15 protein-coding genes are annotated in these 20,465 nt (G+C 42.7%); 2 read left to right on the forward strand and 13 right to left on the reverse strand.

The genetic code is table 11. The annotated features are described in order from the left end of the window. Positions 1 to 132: 132 nt before the first annotated feature. Positions 133 to 2,991, reverse strand: coding sequence for a TonB-dependent receptor (locus MHN32_RS12515; RefSeq protein ID WP_206472703.1), 2,859 nt, complete (start codon positions 2,989 to 2,991; stop codon positions 133 to 135). Between the two features lie 635 nt (positions 2,992 to 3,626). On the opposite strand from MHN32_RS12515, the gene MHN32_RS12520 reads away from it, so the two are divergent. After that, positions 3,627 to 5,246: an alpha-glucosidase family protein gene (locus tag MHN32_RS12520; protein WP_239421853.1), complete on the forward strand. Its 1,620-nt coding sequence runs from the start codon at positions 3,627 to 3,629 to the stop codon at positions 5,244 to 5,246. A gap of 40 nt (positions 5,247 to 5,286) precedes the next feature. On the opposite strand, the gene MHN32_RS12525 is transcribed toward MHN32_RS12520, so the two are convergent. From MHN32_RS12525 to MHN32_RS12555, 7 genes are all read right to left on the reverse strand, one after another. Then, on the reverse strand, positions 5,287 to 6,897 hold the full coding sequence (locus MHN32_RS12525) for an EAL domain-containing protein (protein WP_239421854.1): 1,611 nt from the start codon (positions 6,895 to 6,897) through the stop codon (positions 5,287 to 5,289). 110 nt (positions 6,898 to 7,007) lie between these two features. Then, the gene (ihfA, locus tag MHN32_RS12530) at positions 7,008 to 7,307 is read right to left on the reverse strand and encodes an integration host factor subunit alpha (RefSeq protein ID WP_010377997.1); all 300 of its coding nucleotides are present in this window, start codon (positions 7,305 to 7,307) and stop codon (positions 7,008 to 7,010) included. Between the two features lie 2 nt (positions 7,308 to 7,309). Beyond that, positions 7,310 to 9,697 carry a phenylalanine--tRNA ligase subunit beta gene (gene pheT / locus MHN32_RS12535; RefSeq protein WP_239421855.1) on the reverse strand — a complete coding sequence of 796 codons (2,388 nt, stop codon included), beginning with the start codon at positions 9,695 to 9,697 and terminating at the stop codon, positions 7,310 to 7,312. Between the two features lie 13 nt (positions 9,698 to 9,710). Further along, entirely contained in the window at positions 9,711 to 10,691 is a 981-nt protein-coding gene (pheS, locus tag MHN32_RS12540; RefSeq protein ID WP_010604038.1) for a phenylalanine--tRNA ligase subunit alpha, read from the reverse strand. Between the two features lie 83 nt (positions 10,692 to 10,774). Continuing rightward, positions 10,775 to 11,479: a DnaA inactivator Hda gene (gene hda, locus MHN32_RS12545; RefSeq protein WP_010604037.1), complete on the reverse strand. Its 705-nt coding sequence runs from the start codon at positions 11,477 to 11,479 to the stop codon at positions 10,775 to 10,777. Position 11,480: 1 nt separating this feature from the next. Further along, positions 11,481 to 12,542: a DUF2066 domain-containing protein gene (locus MHN32_RS12550; RefSeq protein WP_010604036.1), complete on the reverse strand. Its 1,062-nt coding sequence runs from the start codon at positions 12,540 to 12,542 to the stop codon at positions 11,481 to 11,483. A gap of 123 nt (positions 12,543 to 12,665) precedes the next feature. Then, positions 12,666 to 13,835 carry a sensor domain-containing diguanylate cyclase gene (locus MHN32_RS12555; protein ID WP_239421856.1) on the reverse strand — a complete coding sequence of 390 codons (1,170 nt, stop codon included), beginning with the start codon at positions 13,833 to 13,835 and terminating at the stop codon, positions 12,666 to 12,668. 182 nt (positions 13,836 to 14,017) lie between these two features. Between MHN32_RS12555 and MHN32_RS12560 the strand changes: the two genes are divergently transcribed. Beyond that, positions 14,018 to 14,458 (forward strand): VOC family protein, encoded by a 441-nt coding sequence (locus MHN32_RS12560; protein ID WP_010604034.1) that lies wholly within the window; start codon positions 14,018 to 14,020, stop codon positions 14,456 to 14,458. An 80-nt stretch (positions 14,459 to 14,538) separates the two neighbouring features. On the opposite strand, the gene MHN32_RS12565 is transcribed toward MHN32_RS12560, so the two are convergent. The 5 genes from MHN32_RS12565 to greA all read right to left on the reverse strand — a co-directional run bounded on the left by MHN32_RS12565 (position 14,539) and on the right by greA (position 20,430). Continuing rightward, on the reverse strand, positions 14,539 to 15,291 hold the full coding sequence (locus tag MHN32_RS12565) for a transporter substrate-binding domain-containing protein (RefSeq protein ID WP_235367566.1): 753 nt from the start codon (positions 15,289 to 15,291) through the stop codon (positions 14,539 to 14,541). Positions 15,292 to 15,517: 226 nt separating this feature from the next. Next, on the reverse strand, positions 15,518 to 18,316 hold the full coding sequence (locus MHN32_RS12570) for a collagenase (protein ID WP_239421857.1): 2,799 nt from the start codon (positions 18,314 to 18,316) through the stop codon (positions 15,518 to 15,520). Positions 18,317 to 18,567: 251 nt separating this feature from the next. Beyond that, the gene (locus MHN32_RS12575) at positions 18,568 to 18,843 is read right to left on the reverse strand and encodes a hypothetical protein (protein ID WP_010604031.1); all 276 of its coding nucleotides are present in this window, start codon (positions 18,841 to 18,843) and stop codon (positions 18,568 to 18,570) included. A gap of 357 nt (positions 18,844 to 19,200) precedes the next feature. Further along, positions 19,201 to 19,797, reverse strand: coding sequence for a hypothetical protein (locus tag MHN32_RS12580; protein ID WP_102056591.1), 597 nt, complete (start codon positions 19,795 to 19,797; stop codon positions 19,201 to 19,203). Between the two features lie 156 nt (positions 19,798 to 19,953). Further along, a complete protein-coding gene (gene greA, locus MHN32_RS12585) occupies positions 19,954 to 20,430 on the reverse strand; it encodes a transcription elongation factor GreA (protein ID WP_010377973.1) in 477 nt (158 codons plus the stop codon). Positions 20,431 to 20,465: the final 35 nt, after the last annotated feature.

The following is a 20,465-nucleotide window of genomic DNA, read 5'->3' on the forward strand; positions in this document are numbered from 1 at the left end:
AACCACGTATTGAAAGTGAAACAAACATATCAATTTAGATAATTGATGATAACCACTCATTACACAGTGAGCGACTATAAAAAAGCCACCAAAGCAGGTGTTACTTTGGTGGCCATGAATGCTTGCTAATAATTAGAAGCTATAGTTGAACCCTAAATAATACTGGCGACCAAACTCTTTGTACTCACCAGTGGCAAGTGCAGTACCATAATTAGTGGTATTTGGCTCATCAGTTAGGTTATTAACCTGTAAGACGGCTTCCAAACCATTCTCAAAGTTGTACGATGCCTGCCAATCAACAACAGTATATTCATCAGCCCAAGCTAGAGAAGAGCCTCCTGGTGAAGCCCCTTCATATACATACTCATCACGGTAACGGATATTCAGGTGTGTTGTGAACGAATCTATGTTCCAAAATACCGTAGCACTCCATACATTTTTTGAGAGACCAGGGAGTGGCAGTTGCTGATCAGGGAAGTTACCACCGCCATCTACCGTTGTTTCGCTCTCGGTATATGAATAGTTAGCGTTAAAACCTAAGCCCGAAAAGACACCCGGTAAATTATCAAACATCGTGGTATAAGCCAGCTCAATACCTCTTATGTATCCACCTTGATCATTGTTCTGAGTCGTTTGGTATTGACCTGCAACAAACCCATCTGGTACCTCTAGGCCAATATCAGCCCAGTCAACCTCACCTTCTTGATAAGTAATACTTTCAATCAAAGATTCAATATCTTTCCAGAATATCGCGGCAACAAAAGCACCACCATCTTCAAAGTAACGCTCATAAGATAAATCAATTTGAGTCGCTCTAAACGGGTCTAAATTTGGGTTACCTTTTGACCACACATTATAACGAGGACTAGTACCATCATTTGCGGTGTCAGCCCAAGACCCTGCACCACCTCTAAGCTGGTAGACAGGTGGACGGCCAATAACTTCTGCAGCTGCAAACCTAATTTGGTCCGTGTCACTCACTCTGAAATTGAGGTTTAGTGAAGGCAATGTGTCCGTATACTCAGGGCCGTAATTAACATGGCGATAATCGGTTCTTTCAACGCCATTATCATCGATGATTGAGTCACCAACTTCATCGCCTTGGATCTGTTGAATGCCTATTGATTTCGTATCAGTTCTTACTACTCGAACGCCAAAATTACCCGTCACTGGTATGTCGGCAATTTCGGTATCTATATTTGCCATAATATAACCGGCTAATACTTCTTCTCGAACAGCGCCACTTTCAATGAGCGTCCAATTGTGACCCCAAGTTTGCTGTGCCTCATAATTGCCCGGACCAAATACTTCGTTAGCGATACCTTCAAGGTCTAGTTCCAAGTATTGGAAACCTCGAGTATCTCTAACCGAAACATATCCCGTCAAATCGTGAGGAATACACGGGTGGTTCTGATCATTAAATTCACAGCCTTTGTTCGTGACGATGGTGCCATCCGGTAACTGGTAACCATTTTGGCCTTCGCGTGCGCCCCATCTAAATGTCGAGCGTTGATCCGTAAATTCACGGTCAGACCAACGCGCACCAACTTCAATCGAAGAAATAAAGCTGTTCTCAATAAAATACTTAAAATCAACCTTAACGCTATCTAACTCGTCTGTGTACTTGTGAGGAAATTGTTCCCAATCACCCAGTCGCATATTAGATAGGTCGGTATACCCATTGCCAAGTGTTAACAGCGGTGAGTCTTTCTCTCTTTGTTCGAAAGAAAAGGTTTGATTTCTTAATTCTTGCCAAGTGTTAACTAACGTTCCATCTTCCAGTGTAGAAGTACCGTATTCATATGCATGCATTGAAGCAATCATATCTCTACGCGTTTTTTCCCCTTCACTATGAGCCCAGTCGAACTTTAATTCCCACGAATCTGTCGTGTATTGCAAGTTTAAGCCAAAGCTGTCGGTGGTTGAATCCGTTGATTGGTCTTCAGAGCGCATCTCAACCCATGGGCCATTGGGATCAGTAATAGTCACATCCCCAGCAACTAGAAAACCGTCTTTAACAACTGCATTATCAACCGAATACAACGAGTTAATATCTTTTGAGAATCCTTCAATATTTAAGCCGCTCTTTTTATCTTCCGATTCAAACTTAGAATGGAAATAATCAAATTGGACTTTGAATGCGTCTGTTGGCTGATACACCAAAGTGCTTAACAGGCCAAGTCTTTCATCGCTGCCTTTGGCTGAACGATATTGAAAGCCATTGACCGAACGCTCTTCTGTACCATCACCATCAAAATCTTGAGAGCGTGTAGGAGCATGCGCTGAGATATCAATTGCGTTATTTGGTTGGTTTAGATACGCCCCACCAATAGCAAAACCAAGTGTCTCATTTAGGAATTTACCTCGGTATGAAAAACTAATACGTTCGCCTGTTGAATCCGCGCCCACATCTGATGCAGCATCATTGTAGGAATATCTTACCGAAGAATTAAAATTATGCTCTTTTTCAGCATCGAGAGGGTTTGCCGTTTTAAGTTCAACCGTAGCCGCAACACCGCCTTCAATCAGCGACGCTTTTGGTGATTTATACACTGCGGCTTGATTAATTAATTCTGACGGATATTGGTCGAATGAAATCCAGCGACTACCTGCAGTATATCCACTGGTACTCGCCTGCTCACGTCCGTTTAATGTGGTTTGAATAAAGTCGCCGTTCATCCCGCGAATATTAAGTTGCGAAGATTGCCCACTTGCTCTTACCGCGGTGATCCCAGGTAGACGGCTCAACGAGTCAGCGATTGATACGTCAGGTAAGGAAGCTAAGTCTCCAGCATCAACTACTTCTGCAATGGTGTCGCTAAATCTTTTTTTATCGATTGAGGCGATGATACTGCGCGAGATACCTCGAACTTCGATCACCTCAACGTTTTTTTCTTCATTATTAGCAGTGTTATCTTCAACAGGAGCAGCATGGCTCACACCTGCAGCAATCAGCGCAAGCGTTAGCATACTCGGTTTGAACTTAGACATAATGTTTTATCCCAATTAACCATATTATATTGTGCGATTTGTTCATCTGGCGTGCAAACTGATGGAAAAACAAACGAGCACAGTTGTTGTCAGTCAAATACTAGCGGCTGATTAAATTTGTAAACAACTTTATGCATACGTATTCAAAGCTAGTGCATTTCAACGAAATTTACAGGTTTTTTACAGGAATAAAACTCAACTTAATGATATATAAATAGTTTTATTGGGTAAGGTCAAAAGGCCGACCACATTTATTTACCAGCTTTAATTTCACTAAATCTTAACTTTCACGGGCTATTATTGTCGACTGAACACCAAAATATCCTCAACATGTAATCTATAGCTATACTTAAGTTAAATTGGTCTTACCAAAAATTCACTCTTACAAAGCTTTATTTGTCTGGTTATTCCCTTTTAAAGGTCAATATTGGTAAATTTATTTTATAAAATAAAATTATGTGAATGAGTTATCATAAATTCACCTCACAAAACCTGCATACGTATGCAGGTTTTTTACACCCCACCGAGCATGACGTATTCTTTGGCAAAATTAGTGGTGAAAGTGCCCAGCATAGTATTTACTTGATACTCAGCACTGCCACAGAATAAACACGCACATAGCCTGGAGAAAGTGCATGGCAAATAATGAATGGTGGAAAGGCGCGGTTATCTATCAAATATATCCGCGTAGCTTTCAAGACAGTAATGCAGACGGTATTGGCGACTTACAGGGTATTATTCAGCGACTAGACTACATTAAATCGCTTGGTGTTGATGCAGTATGGATTTCACCATTTTTTAAATCGCCAATGAAAGACTTTGGCTATGATATTAGCGACTATCGCGATATCGATCCTATGTTTGGTACACTCGACGATTTTGATACGCTTATTAGTGAAGCACATAAACGTGATATTAAGATCATTATTGATCAGGTACTTAGTCATACCTCAAATCAACATCCGTGGTTTGTCGAAAGTCGTGAAGACAACACAAATGATAAAGCAGATTGGTATGTATGGGCCGATGCCAATCCAGACGGCAGTCCACCAAACAATTGGCTATCCATTTTTGGTGGTGTTGCCTGGCAGTGGGAGCCTAGACGTTGCCAATATTACCTGCACAACTTTCTAACTGAGCAGCCGGATCTCAACTTTCATCACCCTGAAGTACGTAAAGCCGTACTAGATAACGTCGAATTTTGGCTTAAAAAAGGCGTTGATGGCTTTAGACTAGATGCCATCAACTTCTGTTTTCACGATAAGCAGCTTAGGGATAATCCAGCTAAACCCATTGAACTTCGTCAAGGTCGTGGCTTTAGCGAAGATAACCCTTACGCTTTCCAATACCATTATTATAATAATACGCAACCAGAAAACTTAGCGTTTATGGAAGAGATCCGTGCCTTATTAAATAGATATCCAGGTACCGTTAGCTTAGGTGAGATCAGTTCAGAAGACTCTTTGCAAACAATGGCAGAGTACACAGCCGATGGTAATAAACTTCATATGGGTTATAGCTTTGAGCTCCTTACTAATGACTATAGTGCAAAGTACATCAGAGAAACGGTTTCTCGCCTAGAGTCAGTCATGACCGAAGGTTGGCCATGTTGGGCGTTTGCAAATCACGATGTAGAACGGGTAGCAAGTCGCTGGAGTATAGATGGCAAGGTAAACGATGCACAGGTCAAAATGCTCACCGCCCTTCTCGGTTCATTGCGTGGTAGCGTCTGTATGTACCAAGGCGAAGAACTAGGGCTTGGCGAAGCCGTCGTTGCCTTCGAAGAGCTGCAGGACCCATATGGCATTACCTTTTGGCCAAACTTTAAAGGCCGTGATGGCTGTAGAACGCCGATCCCGTGGACACAGGCAAAAACTAATGCTGGCTTCTCAGAGTCTAAGCCTTGGTTACCAGTTTCTGAAGCGCATGCCCTACGAGCTGTAGACAAACAAGCAGTAGATAGCAATTCAACGCTCAGCTACTATCAAGCATTTTTACAGTGGCGAAATGCGCAACCTGCACTAAAAACAGGTGACATTGAGTTTATTGACACTCCAGAGCCAGTATTAGCTTTTTACCGTAGAACCCAAACCCAAACATTGCTGTGCGCATTCAACTTAGCAGCTACTCAACAAAGCGTGACACTTCCTGAAGTTGCATTAACGCAGTGCGACCTGAAGCACCTAAGCGGCACGGCGAGCGCAAATGCACTAATACTTGATGCATTTGGTTGCTACTTCGCTGAGGTTTTATAATAGTTAGGTCTTTTTCTGAGCTTTGGTTAAATAAGAGCGGTTAAGCCGCTCTTTTGTTATCTAACACTTTATCTATCTCACGCTGTAGTTGCGGCAGCTCTAGTGCTTTGAAATAAAGCCAACCTTGATGAATATTCACCCCTCTACTTTTGAGATAACTAGCTTGAGCTTGAGTCTCTACCCCTTCAGCAATCAGTTTCTTATCCAGCTTTTCCGCCATATCAATCACTGCCGATAAAACCGGGGATTGCAAAGTATCTAGGCCAATTGATGCTACAAAGCTCTGATCTATTTTCAACAAGTCGATCGGAAAACTTTGCAAGTACTGTAAACCACTATACCCCGTACCAAAATCATCAATCGCGATTTCTATTCCAGCACGTTTGAGCTCGGTTAGTACCGTTTTCGTTTGAGCCTGCGTCAGCACATCACGTTCAGTTAATTCAATAGTTAATGAAGATATTTGGTTTTTTGCAGCAAGTAAGGCATCGATATAGCGTTTAGAGCCCAAAAGTAAACCATTAACGTTAAAAGACACCTTAAAGTCTGGCTGAGCGACTAAGATGTCCGTCAAATCACGCACAGCGTTTTCGACTTGTGCTATCGAGATATCTAAAATAGTACCATCACGCTCAGCTTCAGGCACAAAGTAAGCGGGGCCGAGCACTCCTTCAAGTGGGTGACGCCAACGAATGAGTACTTCCACGCCCACTATCGATGGTATCTGTGCATTAACGAGAGGTTGATACACATTAAATAACTCATCATTTGCCAATGCTCTTAATATTTGTGTTTTACTGCTTAGCTGGCGCTTGTCATAACTGATTAATAACAACGTGAGGCCAACCCAAGAGGCACAATACAACACACTCCAAAGTACTAGCCACAACCACCCTAGACTCACTAGTTGCTCATCATTTTTTGCAATAATTAAGCTCATCTGCGGCAAACTTGGAATAGCTGCAACATACGCAAACTTTACCTTTGCATCATCAAAGAGCCCCTCTACTGCGCGGCTATTAGCCACTGGAAATAGTTTTTGGCGGATTGGCAAAGCGTATTTACCATTTAAAAAAACCGGCACACCCGTGCTATTGTCGACCAAAGCAGCAAAATCGGTATTATGATGAGCTGAGATATCAAGCATACTCTTTAGCCAATGATCCGGCATCAACACATTTACCTCATATCCATCGTCTCTCGTGCGCGCTAAAACAAAAGCAGGAAGTTCTAAATAGTCGGTAATGATTGGGCCATAGTATCTAAGCCCGGGCTTTTTTATTGGGGCACTGGTATTCACAGGTGGAGTGAGTTGCCCAAAAGAATTGCAGACCAATTTCCCTTTACCATCTACGATCCCTATCTCGCTCATGCCTGGGTTTTCAAAAACCAATCTACGCATGTAGTGTAGACCCTCAGGGTCGCAATTTGGAGAAAGATGGATAGCATGTTTTAAGGTATCGTCTACAACGACAAACTCTTTGTTGATGTCAGATACAATCCGACTCGCTACAGTGACAAGGTTGGATTTAGCGGTTTCTTTTTGATGCACATAGGTGAAGGCAGCCACGATTGAAAATACAAAGGTGCAAGACAACCAAGCAATAAAGATATTCTTAAACAACTTGCTTAAGGAGTGTGCTCCTCGCATAAGCTTCTCACTCCACGGAACGCAAACAGGCGCAGAGTGTAGCTCGAATATGTGACAAAACTATTTCAATATAAAAAAAGCCTTGGTTTCACCACCAAGGCTTTCTTATATTACAAGTTTTTGCTTGTGCCGACCTCAACACGGGTTTTTAACTTTTGGCCAGGCCTAAAAGTTACCACGCGTCGCGCAGAGATAGGAATATCTTCCCCAGTTTTTGGGTTCCTACCTGGGCGTTCCTTCTTGTCGCGAAGGTCAAAGTTACCAAACCCAGAGAGCTTTACTTGCTCGCCGTTTTCTAGCGCTGAGCGGATTTCTTCAAAAAACGCTTCAACTAAGTCTTTGGCATCTTTCTTATTGATCCCCAGTTTTTCAAATAGGTGTTCAGCTATGTCGGCTTTAGTAAGCGCCATATCTAGTCCCTCAACGATGCATTGAATTGTTTGGCCAGTTCGGCCACCACGTTTTCTACAACCGCGTTGATGTCTTTCTCTTCGAGCGTTCTATCAACCGCTTGCAATGTTAGAGCAATGGCTAAACTCTTATGATCAGGTTCAACCCCTTGCCCTTTGTACACATCGAATAAGTTTAGGTCAACTAATTGATTTCCGCCAACTTTCTCAATGCACTCTAAAATATCGCCTATTTTTACGTCATCTGCAACTAAAATAGCAATATCTCTTCTATTTGATGGGAATTTCGAGATACTAACCGCTTCTGGAAGCTGACGATTTTCTAAAGCAGCCATGTCGATTTCAAATACATATGGTGTATCTTTAAGCTCTAACGGCTTTAATAGCTGAGGATGAACTGCACCGATGAAACCAACCTTTTTACCGTCTGCATAAATTGCAGCTGATTGACCAGGGTGCAAACCATCGCTCACTTCCGCTTTAAAGCTAAAGCGTGCTTTATCGTTACAAAGCGCTAGTAATGCTTCTACATCGCCTTTCACATCAAAGAAATCCACTTTACGTGAAGGCACTGACCAATGTTCGTTATGCGTATTACCATACGCGATACCACCGATCACAGCGGTTTGACGTACGCCGTTTTCCGCGTTGTCGTCTTTGATGAACTTAAGGCCCGTTTCGAATAAGCGAATACGCGATTGTTGACGATTTTGATTATAAGAAACTGCATTGATCAAGCCTGTCATCAGGCTTACACGCATTGCAGACATTTCAACCGAAATTGGGTGCGGAAGAATTAATGCATCTGCTTCTGGGTGTAGCTGCTGTTGTGCTTTTGGATCAACGAAGCTATATGTGATGGCTTCTTGATAACCACGGCTTACTAACTCATCTCTAAAGCGCGCTACAGGCAAACGTGCTTCTTGATGATCTGTCATCTTTAACGCAGCAGTTGGTGCCACATTTGGAATATTGTTGTAACCGAATACGCGCGCAACTTCTTCAATTAAGTCTTCTTCGATACTAATGTCGAAGCGATAGCTTGGTACTTGAGCTTGCCACTGGCCGCCTGCAAATGTTACTGCTAAGCCCAGACGCGCCAAGATGTCTGATACTTTAGCATCTTCGATATGATAACCGATCACGCGGTCTAAACGCTCACGGCGTAAAGTCACTTGACGCTCTTTTGGTAAATCCGCTTCTGACACAGCTTCAACAATCGGTCCGGCTTCACCGCCAACGATTTCAAGTAGCAAGCCTGTTGCTCTTTCCATCGCATCACGCTGCAGTACCGGGTCTACACCACGCTCATAACGGTGCGATGCATCGGTATGCAAACCGTAGCTACGTGCCTGACCTGCAATCGCAAGCGGTGCAAAGAACGCGCTTTCTAACAAGATGTCTTTTGTCTCGTCACTAACACCTGACTGTTCACCACCGAAGATACCTGCCATCGCAAGTGCTTTATTATCATCAGCAATCAGAAGTGTTGATGGATTAAGCTTCGCCGTGTTGCCGTCTAACAATACTAGCTCTTCATTCTCAAAGGCATTACGTACTTTAATTCCACCTTCGATTTGGCTTAAATCGAACGCGTGCATAGGGTGACCTAGCTCAAGTAATACGTAGTTCGTAACATCAACAACTGGGTCAATTGAGCGTACACCGCAGCGGCGTAGTTTCTCTACCATCCAAAACGGGGTTTCTGCTTTAACATTAACACCCTTGATCACACGACCTAAGTAGCGTGGACATGCTTCACTGTTTACCAATTCAATAGAGATTTTATCATCAATCGTTGGCGTAACTGGCGTGATATCAACTTCTGTTACGTCGATGCTGTTTAGTACCCCAACTTCACGAGCAAGACCTTTGATCCCTAAACAATCGCTACGGTTAGCCGTTAAATCGACATCAATCGTTACATCGTTCAAGCCGAAGTATTCACGAATATCTTGACCGATTGGGGCATCCATAGGGAGTTCTAAAATACCGTCTGAACTTTCCGCCATGCCAAGCTCTTCAAACGCACACAGCATGCCATGAGACGGTTGACCGCGAAGTTTAGCTTTCTTAATTTTGAAATCGCCTGGAAGCGTTGCGCCCACTTTAGCAACCGCTACTTTTAAACCCGCACGGCAGTTAGCGGCACCACAGACAATATCTAGTAGTTCGTCTTCGCCTACGTTTACTTTTGTTACTCTAAGTTTGTCAGCATCTGGGTGTTGACCACATTCAACCACTTCACCGATAACCACACCTTGGAAGTCACCGGCAACTGGGTCTACACCATCAACTTCTAAACCCGCCATTGATAATTGCTCAGATAGCGCATCAGTATCAATTGCTGGATTGACCCACTCGCGTAACCACTTTTCACTGAATTTCATACTTTTGTCGCTCTTATCTGAATTGGTTTAGGAATTTTAAGTCGTTTTCGAAGAAAGCTCTTAAGTCAGTTACGCCATAACGTAACATCGTCAAACGCTCAACCCCCATACCAAAGGCGAAACCAGTGTATTTTTCAGGGTCAATGCCTACCGAGCGCAGTACGTTCGGGTGCACCATGCCGCAGCCTAGTACTTCAAGCCATTTACCATTTTTACCTTTTACGTCCACCTCTGCTGAAGGTTCTGTAAACGGGAAGTATGAAGGACGGAAGCGAATTTCCATATCTTCTTCAAAGAAGTTGCGTAGGAAATCGTGCAAAATTCCTTTAAGTTCTGTAAAGCTCACGTTAGTGTCGACCATCAAGCCTTCAACTTGGTGGAACATTGGCGTATGTGTTTGATCGTAATCGTTACGGTATACACGACCTGGCGAGATAATTCGCAAAGGCGGCTGCTCAGCTTCCATAGTACGGATCTGAACGCCACTGGTTTGTGTACGTAGTACCAATTTAGGATTGAAATAGAAAGTATCATGATCGGCACGCGCTGGGTGGTGCTCTGGAATATTTAGCGCGTCAAAGTTATGAAAGTCATCTTCAACCTCTGGGCCAGATTTAACAGCAAATCCTAGCTCACCAAAAAACTGCTCAATACGCTCAATGGTGCGAGTAACTGGGTGAAGGCCACCGGCTGGCATTGTACGACCCGGCAACGTCACATCAATCGTCTCAGCTGCTAGCTTCTGCTCAAGTGCTGCATTGGCTAACGCTTCACGTTTTACTGTAATCGCATCTTGTACTTGGGTCTTCGCTTGGTTAATCACCTGACCTGCGTCTTTACGCTCTTCTGGTGCGAGTTTGCCTAGCGTTTTAAGAAGACCTGTGATCTCACCTTTTTTACCAAGGTAGTTAACTCTAACTTCCTCAAGGTGCGCAATTTCGCTTGCCTGCTCAACGGCTTCAAGCGCTTGCGCTAAAATATTTTCTAAATTCATTGTCTACCTGATCTTTGCTGAGGTAATTTGCTGTTATTTAATCTCTTATGATAACTGAATTGCAAGGCGATATTCTAGCCCTGTTACAGCTTTAAAGTGGCTTTTATAAAAGGAATTGTTAACTTTCTTTGCGCAGCCATGGATGCGTGATCGAGTTTATCCAATACATCAAGTAAAGCGCGCATATCACGACTCAATCTCGTGAGCAAAAATCGTGCACATTCATCAGAGAGCTCAAGGCCTCGCATATGCGCTCTTTTTACTAGAGCTTCGGCTTTATCATCGTCACTCATCGAGCGGATCTGAAAAGTCGTCCCCCAGGTTAGGCGCGATTCTAAGTCTGGTAGTGACAAATTCAACATGTTGGGTAACAGATCGGCAGTGACCACTAGGCATTTGCCTTTTTCATTAAAACGATTGAAAAAGTTAAATAAGGCTTTTTCCCACGCTTCATCTCCTGCAACCAAATGCACATCGTCTATACAAACTACATCCAGTGCATCGAGCCCATCTAACACTAACGGGCCAAAATCCAACACTTCTCGCATTGACAATAGAATAGTCGAGAGTCCAAGTTCTTGCGCTTCAATGCACGTGGCATAAAGCAAGTGCGACTTGCCAGAATCTGCCAACCCACACAAGTAAGTGTACTGAAAACCGATTAAACGACGGGCAAGGCCATTTTTTAAGTGGCTTACTTCCAATGACGCTTCACCGCCAAAATAAGAGGCAAAGGTTTCGTCATCAGGCAGCGTCACTGGCAACGCCATTTGACGTGGCGATTCCATCCTATTTATCCACCCAATTGTATTTAAGGTTGTTATCGTCTGCGATTTGATAATAGGCTCTCGGGTCTTCGTACGCCTTAAAGCTTTGCTCCAATGCAATCGTTTTACGCAAGTCTGATACGCTAGAGGTATGTTCAATCGCAAACTTCACTGCTGTTTTCGCACGGTAGATCACATCGACATCCACTACAGTACTCATAGATAGCAAACGACGCTTCGCCATTTCTACATCCCTAAATGACCGTAATTGCTCAACCACAATTTCAGTTCGATGGGCTTCAAAAGTGAGATTAGGGTCAATAACATATTTCTGAGCTAAAGTGCTAGATAGCTGATTCACCATATCAATAATAACTTGCTGTTTGTCACCGACATATTGCTCAGGCTCAAAATATTCAGCGTCAGTGTAGCGCCAGTCTAGCTGCCAAGAATTTGTATGGGGAGGCTGAAACAAACGGGCGGTGATAACGCGCTCCGCCTCATAACGCAATGACGCATCTTCTACTTCGTTAGAAAAGTTTCCCCACACCTCTGCGATACTCACATTACTGCGATCTTCAAGATCCATCAGAGGAACAACGACCGGCACGCCCCACTCGTCCGCAGTGTCATAAATCAAGCGTTCGAGCTGAGGGTAACTTTCTTGCGTAACAAACTCTCGGCGGAAGTTATCTTCGATCACCATCCAAATCGCGACCATAGGACGGCGGTTGCCCCAAAGCGGTAAGCCGGCTTCTCTGACTAGATCTTCGACCTTACCAGGCTCAAACTCCACCTTTATTTTGGTTACGCCTTGTCGATCATAATATTCATATCTCAGCATGTAATCTGAGATGCGCTTAAGGCTCGCTTGGATAGAAGGGTGAGAAAAATCATCGGCTTTACCTGTGAGCTTTTGCAACACTTTTAATAATGCCTGTTGGCTCGCTTGCGCTCGCGTTGCGCGAGATTTGTCGCTAACACTCAGCGAGGCTTCATATAAATTTTGAACTTCTACTGCTTTTGCCGTCATGGCAAAACAAAACAGTGCAATAAGGATCAGCCTGATGATCATAATGTCCATGTTTTTCTGACTATAAAGCCTGATCCTAAATCAATCATCTGCTTAAAGCAAAGGACAACGAACAATATCATGAAATTTTATAAAAACATGATAAATAACAAAATATTAATCTTATATTCAGTGTTATTTGAAGCTAAATGAGACTTGATTCTTACCCTTTCCTTTCGACTCATAAAGCGCTTGATCAGCAACTTTTAATAACGATTCCGCACTGAATTCCACGCCCTCAGAAACCGCCATACCGATGCTGCATCCGACATTTACCAACTCACCATTGGTAAGCAAGATATCTTCATTTATCACGCTCAAAAGGCGATTTGCTAAGCTTTCAAGCAAGTCTTTGGCAATTTTTTCATTAATCACAAAGACAAACTCATCTCCACCAATACGACAAACAAAGTCATACTCTCGTAATGCTTCTTGTAGACGTCTTGCTACATGTACCAAAACCTCGTCACCACTATGATGGCCGTGATTATCATTAATCGGCTTGAAGTTATCTAAGTCAAGATACCCTAAATACAGATTTACTGGCTGTCGCATCGAGCGAGCAGACATTTTATTTAGCTCGTTAAATAGGTATTTTCGATTCGCCAATTGCGTAAGGTTATCGTGGTAGGCATCAAACTCTAGCTTTTCTTGAAGTGATTTGCGCTTTTCGACCTCTGTTCTTAATTCTTCTAAACTCGCACTAAGTTCATGGGTGCGTTTTTCTACCATTGCTTCCAATTCAAGCTCATGTGTTTTAAGCGCTGTATTCGCTTCAATGAGTGCTTGCTGGTTTGCAAATGCATCCATCGCAGAGGCAATAACATGACTGACGGTATACAACAAATCCACCATGGCTTCTGAATATTCATCGCTACGACGGTAGGATTGGATCACAAACGCGCCTAAATGCTTGTCGCGATTGATTAACGGAAAGCACAGCCATTGCTTGGGGAAACTGCCTAACATTTCAATAACCCCTTTCTCGGTCAGTGCCATCAAAGCATGCTCAGAATAGTTCTTTACACTGTCAGAGCGCAGCGCATAACTAGTAAGCGTTTTGTCTATTTCTGTGCTAGTTAGGCTATTTAATTCCTCGAGCGAAATACTGTCTTTGACATCATGGAAATAGGGAAACTCAAACTCGCCATCTTGTCTTTGCAAAACCACATAGAAATTGTCCGCGTAAGTAATTTTTTGCACAATACAGTGCACATTCAACAAGAAGTGCTCCAAAGATTCGCTGGTGTTTAAGCACGAAACGATATCTGTCATGCTATCTATTACTTCAGGAAGTTCTGCCATCGTTGAGCGCCCTTTTGAATCGTTAATTCTCAATCTCACAAAAGCTTAACTAGCAGTGCTAAAAATTACCAGAAATCAATTACTTTTTTATCCGCTCATCAGGATGCCTGAGGTCTGTTGACCTTTCAATCTGATGTGTAACACTTTAAAATTTGCTGACTAGAGTCTAAACGGAATACATAATGAAATACTTACATACTATGGTACGTGTACGCGATCTTGATGAATCCATGAAGTTTTATTGCGACCTCTTGGGTCTCGTTGAAGTGAAACGTTATGACAGTGAACAAGGCCGTTTTAGTTTAATTTATCTCGCCGCCCCTGATCAAGTTGAGCAGGCGCAGCAAAGCTTTTCTCCTACTATCGAACTTACCTATAACTGGGATCCGGAAGAATACACTGGTGGTCGTAATTTTGGCCACTTGGCCTTTGCCGTAGAAAACATTTATGCACTTTGCCAAAAGCTGCAAGATGCCGGTGTGGTGATCAACCGACCACCGCGCTGTGGTCACATGGCATTTGTTAAATCTCCAGATGGCATTTCGATCGAATTACTCCAACAAGGTGATGCATTGCCTCCAGCCGAGCCTTGGCAGTCAATGGAAAACACGGGTAGTTGGTAATAATTGCTGGTAATCGCTAAAGCACCGGAGCGATGTATCTAACCTGAAATCAGAATAACTACCGCTCCTTCCCCCTTACTTCAATAAGCAAGATGGTAGCTTTTAAGCAATTTCACCAGTTGCTTTTTGAAAGGCTTGGAATCTAACACCTGTTGTAGCGCCTCAAAATCCGATGCTGAATTTTTAGGCGCCAATATTGCTCTAAAATAAGTTTCATGAGGATTTTGAGAAAAGTGAAACACTCGCTTCCAACCATTTTTAGCAACAAGATATTCTGTCGTAGAGCGACTGACGATCGCAATACTCACCCGCCTTTTGAGGATCATCTCCAATAGAGCTTCTTCGGAATTTACGTTCACTCGCTGGATATTGGCTTGCTCTACTCCTTGATCTAAGTGGCGGTAGTAGTACCCAGCAATGGCGCCAACTTGATTACCGGACAATGAGCTAGGGTGATAATATTCAAACGGCTGCTCTACATGCGAGACAAATTCGTCCGTGTCATACATTAACGGGCCGCTCCACAAATACTTTTGTTTTTTGCGGTCATCAAACCAAGCTGGGTTTACCCCTAAAATAAAACCTTTGAGCGTTTGCTGTTCGAGCTGCTTATCTAAGCGTTTACGTGGTACAAAACGTACTTCTACCTGCAGCTCTTTTTGCACGGCATTAATCAGTTTGGCTAAATCAAAATAAAGACCTTTTTGCGCTTCTAGATCAATAATATAGGGCGGCTTATGATGATATACGTAAAGAATTTGGGTTTCAGCGGCTGTCACTGAAAAGGCTACCATTAACCAAGTGGAAATGGCAATAAAGTACTTTTTTAACACTGAGTGCCTCGTGTCTAACCTAAACTTTTAATACAGTCTAAAACTACAGCCTAGCTCCTTCTCGGCACATCAGTTAATTCCTTTTGCATGTTTTTAAATGAGCAAAGGGACCAAAGGCCCCTTATTTTACAAAAATATAACAAAAACAAATTATGAACAAGTAATAACTGTGATCTGTATCACCCGTTTAATTACTTTCCATTATTTCTGCCTTAGTATTAGGCAATTACTGACAACCATCTTTATTATAAGACACCTTCAGCGCTGCCCCCGTTGGTGCGCCTGACACTTTCAAGTATCCCCAATATTCAGATTGCGCACTTATCTCAATGCACTCTTGGTTACCTTGATTGAACGAGCTTGCGTCCACATTAGTGCCGTTTGGCCATCCTGCATTGCTGTATTCAAGCCCAAGATCACCACTACCATGGGCTGTTTTGATCACCACCGATTGTTGACCACTTACATTCTCAAGGCTAAACCACATCGGCTCTTGGCTTCCAAGGCAAATTGTTTCATCCGCTGCTAATCTACCATTAGAGACACTACCCTGCGACTGACATACGTCCTCTATTGTTGAATTTGTTACGATTTCCCCTAACAACTGCACACTTTCAAAGCGATTATAACCATGTAGCATAATGTAATAGGTGCCAGCGGTAGGTGTAGTGATTTCACATACCTCTTCGTTACCGGATTGATATGGTCTGCAATCATACTCGCTGAACGTTGGCGTCGAGCCTAACTTAACGTAAAGATCGGCATCACCTGTACCTCCAGACGTGCTGATGACTAATTTATCAGTGCCAGCAGCGACATCGATTGAAAATGCAACTTGTTCATCTTGCTCGCCCGCAACCGTGACAGGTACGCCAGACTGTAGTTTGTTTGAAGTCGTTGCGTTTACAGTAGCCACTGTATTACTAGTGTGATTCAAACCGCTAGAATCGCTCACCGTTAAGCTAATTTGATACTCGCCTGCTTGCACATAACTGTGCGTAGGATTGGCTTCATTACTTTGACTGCCATCACCAAAACGCCACAGGTAAGTGAGTGCATCACCATCAGGGTCGATACTACCTTGGCTTGAAAATAGTATCGCTTGATTAACGTCACCAGAGTATGGGCCATTAATCACTGAAGTTGGTGCGTTATTCTGACCACCAGCGGCAAGCTCGTTGCACCATTGAACAAACTCTGATTGATACTGTGATGCGAGGCGGTCCATACGGGCTTGGTACGCATTCCAATTTGCTTGTCGCGTTTCCTGTCGCATTGCGAGCACTTCATCAAAGTGTTTTTCATACAGGAATCTCACCCCTAAATAACCCCAACGGTAAATTCTATCTTGATCAAAACCGTCATACGTCGTGCTGAAGATTTCGGCTAGCGTATATACTGAGCCATCTTTGATTGTATCTATTGCGGCTTGATTATCATTGAGGTTTGCAATGTACTCAGCCACCCCTTCGCTCCACCAGACGATAGGCTTAGTCGGAGCATTAAAGTCACCATACAGGTCAAAACGCCCATCAAGATAATGTACGTATTCATGCTCTAAGTTCCAGATGTAATGATCCGGCTTTGCATAACTGGCCTCGTATGCAACAAAATTAGCAACGTTATTCACATCGCTAGGATCACCCTCTAAATACATACCACCGTTGTCGGTGCTGATTTTAAAAATGGCTTTGGCATATTTTTTATAGTCTGCACTGCTATTAAAGATATTCACTTGCAGAAAATCATTGTTATCATCGGCAACTGGTAAGCGGCCTGTTTCCAACATGGTGTGGAATCGCCCTTCTTCCGCTTCCATGGTTTGACACGCTGAAGTCAATTGCTGAGCGGTGAGTGCTTGTGCTCTAATCTTTATTGTATCGCTACAACTATGTTGTTGAGAAAGTACTTTGCTCTCAAGTTCTTTATCAAAATTACAAATACCAAACTGGCCACAATCAGCATAATAGGTCGCGACATCAGCCGCAGCTAACCAGACACCATCGCCAAAGCCATAACTGTTATAACGCGAGAATAAAGCGGTTAATTGCGTGTCGACTGACTCTTGAATAGCTGCACCATTGTATAATTTAAGTCGAGCCAATTCGCTCGCAGCATTGATGATTAGATATTCAGAGTCTGAATTTACCATCCAAGTTTGTGCGGTGAAGCTCCCTAGTAAACTCACCAATTGTTGATCGTTTTTAACCAAAGCGACAAAGTTATCATTCCACTGACCACGATATAAGATAGTGAAAATGCCGTTTACCGCACTGCGCATATTCCACTTCTGAGCGTAGCTTTCATTCCATTTAGATAGCCATGCTTTTACAACTGGCAGATAGTGCCCCTGTAGTTCCGATGAGTCCATTGTAGTAATAGCCTCACCGAGTACTTTACCATGAGCATCATTGTCGTCGTAGAAATGGCTATTACTAACAAAAGCATCCAATGCATCTTTCACCGCAGGCTTAACCCAAGTAGCGAAAGTCACCTGATCATTGTAAAACTCAACATAAAAGCCAGCGCGAATAAATAAATAAAGCGCTTCGAGGTCGGCACTGCCGTTGCCTGAATAGCTTTGCGAAAGCGACTTGGCATTTTGCGCCGCAGCGTACATTTTATCTGAAGTGAATACTTGTGTTTGGATGCTGCTGTCAGCGGAGAACAAAGCATTGATACAGCTCGTACCCTGTTGCTTTATTTCAGTAACAATTTGGCTACTGCTCGCACTTGCTAAGCTATTTAAATCACATGCAGCAATCGCTTCACTTTGGCCCACTGCCAGCGCTTGCAATAATGGCGTGTGTTTAGCAGATAATAGCGGCATACTCCTTGTTGGTGTATGTGCAACGGGTGCTCTATCATGCAAATCTTTGTGCTCATGGCCATGGGAAATGTTCGTTTCCACTTGAACCGATGCATCGAGCGGCTTAAAGAGTCGCTGTGATTCTTGATGTGCGTTGGCTGAATTTATCGCTGTAAGCGCAGATAACGCCAAAGTGAGTTTTGTAATTTTCATCATTTACCTTTCCTGTTGTGTATCCAAACCCGATTGGGTTATAGGTTTTTAACACTAAAATTACAATGTATACAATATATTTTATATAACTTTATGGAATAGTGGCTCGACGGAAAAGCCATCATAATCTTAAAAACGGATATACAAAGGGAAGGTCGTAGCTTATACATACACCCAATTGGTTGATCTTTATGATTAAAAGTCCAACCAATTGACGAAAAGAAGGAATAAAAATTTATAGTGAGTGGAATAAATTAGATCTTATCAATATGGGAAATAGCGCCAGAAGTGATTTTTACTCTCACTCGATAAGTGGATAGCGTGATTGAATAAACACCGTCATTTGGTTTTTGTGCTAATAAATGCTGTAACCCTAACAGCAACTCATCTGTATCGTTACCACAGCTGGTGTTTCTTGAATCTAGGTATTCTTTTCCCTGCTTCATGGCCTTATCCAATACCACTGAAGCGACTTGCTGAGTAGACTTATTTTTCAACGTCTTAAACAATGCGCTTTTTAATAAACTCATGGTTATTCTCCTGATAAAGATACCGGCTCATACGCACATATCATTTATGAACCGGTGCCTGATTGGTTTTGGGAACAATCCGAGTGTAACAAGCTCGCACTAAAAGTCTAAATCAAATTCGTTTCAAACTATGTCAGATGTGTATGACCCCTACGCTATCTCAGCTAAATAACCTGAGGTTTGATAAGGGATGAGCCAACTCATTGTTTTTTAACTACATCAAATTATTTCCTAATCTAGCCAGAGAGTTTTAGGGATAACCAGGCGAATTTACGCACCAATAGCTGGCTATTGGCAGTGAATTCAACGCAGTTAGCGCTAAAACTAGCTGCTAGAAAGGCATTAATTATTCGAAGCTCAGGTTAAATAATTTATTTGCTCGGCAAGCTGCTTACCAGAGAAAAGCTTCGGTACAAAGTGTAATAGGTTTAAGGAAAGCTGGTGCTCTGAGCGGGTGGTATTTACTAAGCTGGGTAAAGTGCCTAATTCGCTGCTTATATCGTGCCAAACGGGATTAGCCTCATTGAGCTTGTCATAAGCAATCGTATTGAACTCAAAATTTTCAAAATATTCATCAACTAAGAACAAGGGCTGAGTAAGCTTGAGCGAATCAAGTAACTCACGAGAGAGGTTTTGTCGAGCTTCAGAACTATTATTGGTAAAGAAGTGATCTGGTAGATTATAGCCAATGATTAAATCAGAACTTGCATATAAGCTATTGGTATACAACAAAGCAGTAAGAATAAGATAGGTATCGTACCTTGCTAAGCTCACACCTTGCAAAAGCTCACTCTGCTTACTAAGGTCAATCGCACAGCGACTACGCATGATACGCCAAAAACAATGTTGATTCAGGGAGAGGTCCCGCGCGCCAGCGCCTGCCAACTTAGATTTCCAACTCGATATAAACAATTCAAACCCTTCTGTTTTGAATTGATCGACTTCAAATGACATCCTTTTCTCCTCAAATTGTTTGTACCAAAAAATATACAGGCATCACACAAAGCTATAAGAATATAGAGAAATGGCAATTACACGACATTACAGCAGCAAAAGTAGAAATGATTGTTATAGTAAAAAGCCCGCGGGTGCGGGCTTTAAAAGAAAGGATTACTTGTATTCAACTTCGATGATTTCATATTCAACAGCGCCGTTCGGCGTTTGAATATTCACTGTATCATCTAGTTCTTTACCGATTAATCCACGCGCAATCGGTGAATTAACAGAAATCAAGTTGTTCTTAAGATCGGCCTCGTCGTCACCAACGATACGATAAGTTACTTCTTTGTCTGTATCTACATTAACAATAGTCACAGTACTACCAAAAATAACCTTGCCATTGTTCTGCATTTTAGTCACGTCGATGATCTGTGCTGTTGAAAGCTTAGCTTCAATTTCTTGAATTCGGCCTTCACAAAAACCTTGCTGCTCACGTGCAGCATGGTATTCAGCGTTTTCTTTTAAGTCACCGTGTTCACGCGCTTCTGCAATATCTGCAACGATTTTCGGGCGAACAACTTTTTTTAAATGATTCAGTTCATCACGAAGCAATTCTTCGCCTCGTACTGTCATCGGAATTGATTGCATAAGTATCTCACTCATTGCCAGAGCTGACGCTCTGG

This window comes from Pseudoalteromonas sp. Of11M-6 (genome assembly GCF_022347905.1).
In the GTDB taxonomy this organism is placed as follows: domain Bacteria; phylum Pseudomonadota; class Gammaproteobacteria; order Enterobacterales; family Alteromonadaceae; genus Pseudoalteromonas.

What these genes read in the sequence shown, in the direction of transcription:
- MHN32_RS12515 (WP_206472703.1), bottom strand. Translation starts at nt 2,991, where the DNA reads ATGTCTAAGTTCAAACCGAGTATGCTAACGCTTGCGCTGATTGCTGCA.
- MHN32_RS12520 (WP_239421853.1), top strand. Translation starts at nt 3,627, where the DNA reads ATGGCAAATAATGAATGGTGGAAAGGCGCGGTTATCTATCAAATATAT.
- MHN32_RS12525 (WP_239421854.1), bottom strand. Translation starts at nt 6,897, where the DNA reads ATGCGAGGAGCACACTCCTTAAGCAAGTTGTTTAAGAATATCTTTATT.
- ihfA (WP_010377997.1), bottom strand. Translation starts at nt 7,307, where the DNA reads ATGGCGCTTACTAAAGCCGACATAGCTGAACACCTATTTGAAAAACTG.
- pheT (WP_239421855.1), bottom strand. Translation starts at nt 9,697, where the DNA reads ATGAAATTCAGTGAAAAGTGGTTACGCGAGTGGGTCAATCCAGCAATT.
- pheS (WP_010604038.1), bottom strand. Translation starts at nt 10,691, where the DNA reads ATGAATTTAGAAAATATTTTAGCGCAAGCGCTTGAAGCCGTTGAGCAG.
- hda (WP_010604037.1), bottom strand. Translation starts at nt 11,479, where the DNA reads ATGGAATCGCCACGTCAAATGGCGTTGCCAGTGACGCTGCCTGATGAC.
- MHN32_RS12550 (WP_010604036.1), bottom strand. Translation starts at nt 12,542, where the DNA reads ATGGACATTATGATCATCAGGCTGATCCTTATTGCACTGTTTTGTTTT.
- MHN32_RS12555 (WP_239421856.1), bottom strand. Translation starts at nt 13,835, where the DNA reads ATGGCAGAACTTCCTGAAGTAATAGATAGCATGACAGATATCGTTTCG.
- MHN32_RS12560 (WP_010604034.1), top strand. Translation starts at nt 14,018, where the DNA reads ATGAAATACTTACATACTATGGTACGTGTACGCGATCTTGATGAATCC.
- MHN32_RS12570 (WP_239421857.1), bottom strand. Translation starts at nt 18,316, where the DNA reads ATGATGAAAATTACAAAACTCACTTTGGCGTTATCTGCGCTTACAGCG.
- MHN32_RS12575 (WP_010604031.1), bottom strand. Translation starts at nt 18,843, where the DNA reads ATGAGTTTATTAAAAAGCGCATTGTTTAAGACGTTGAAAAATAAGTCT.
- MHN32_RS12580 (WP_102056591.1), bottom strand. Translation starts at nt 19,797, where the DNA reads ATGTCATTTGAAGTCGATCAATTCAAAACAGAAGGGTTTGAATTGTTT.
- greA (WP_010377973.1), bottom strand. Translation starts at nt 20,430, where the DNA reads ATGCAATCAATTCCGATGACAGTACGAGGCGAAGAATTGCTTCGTGAT.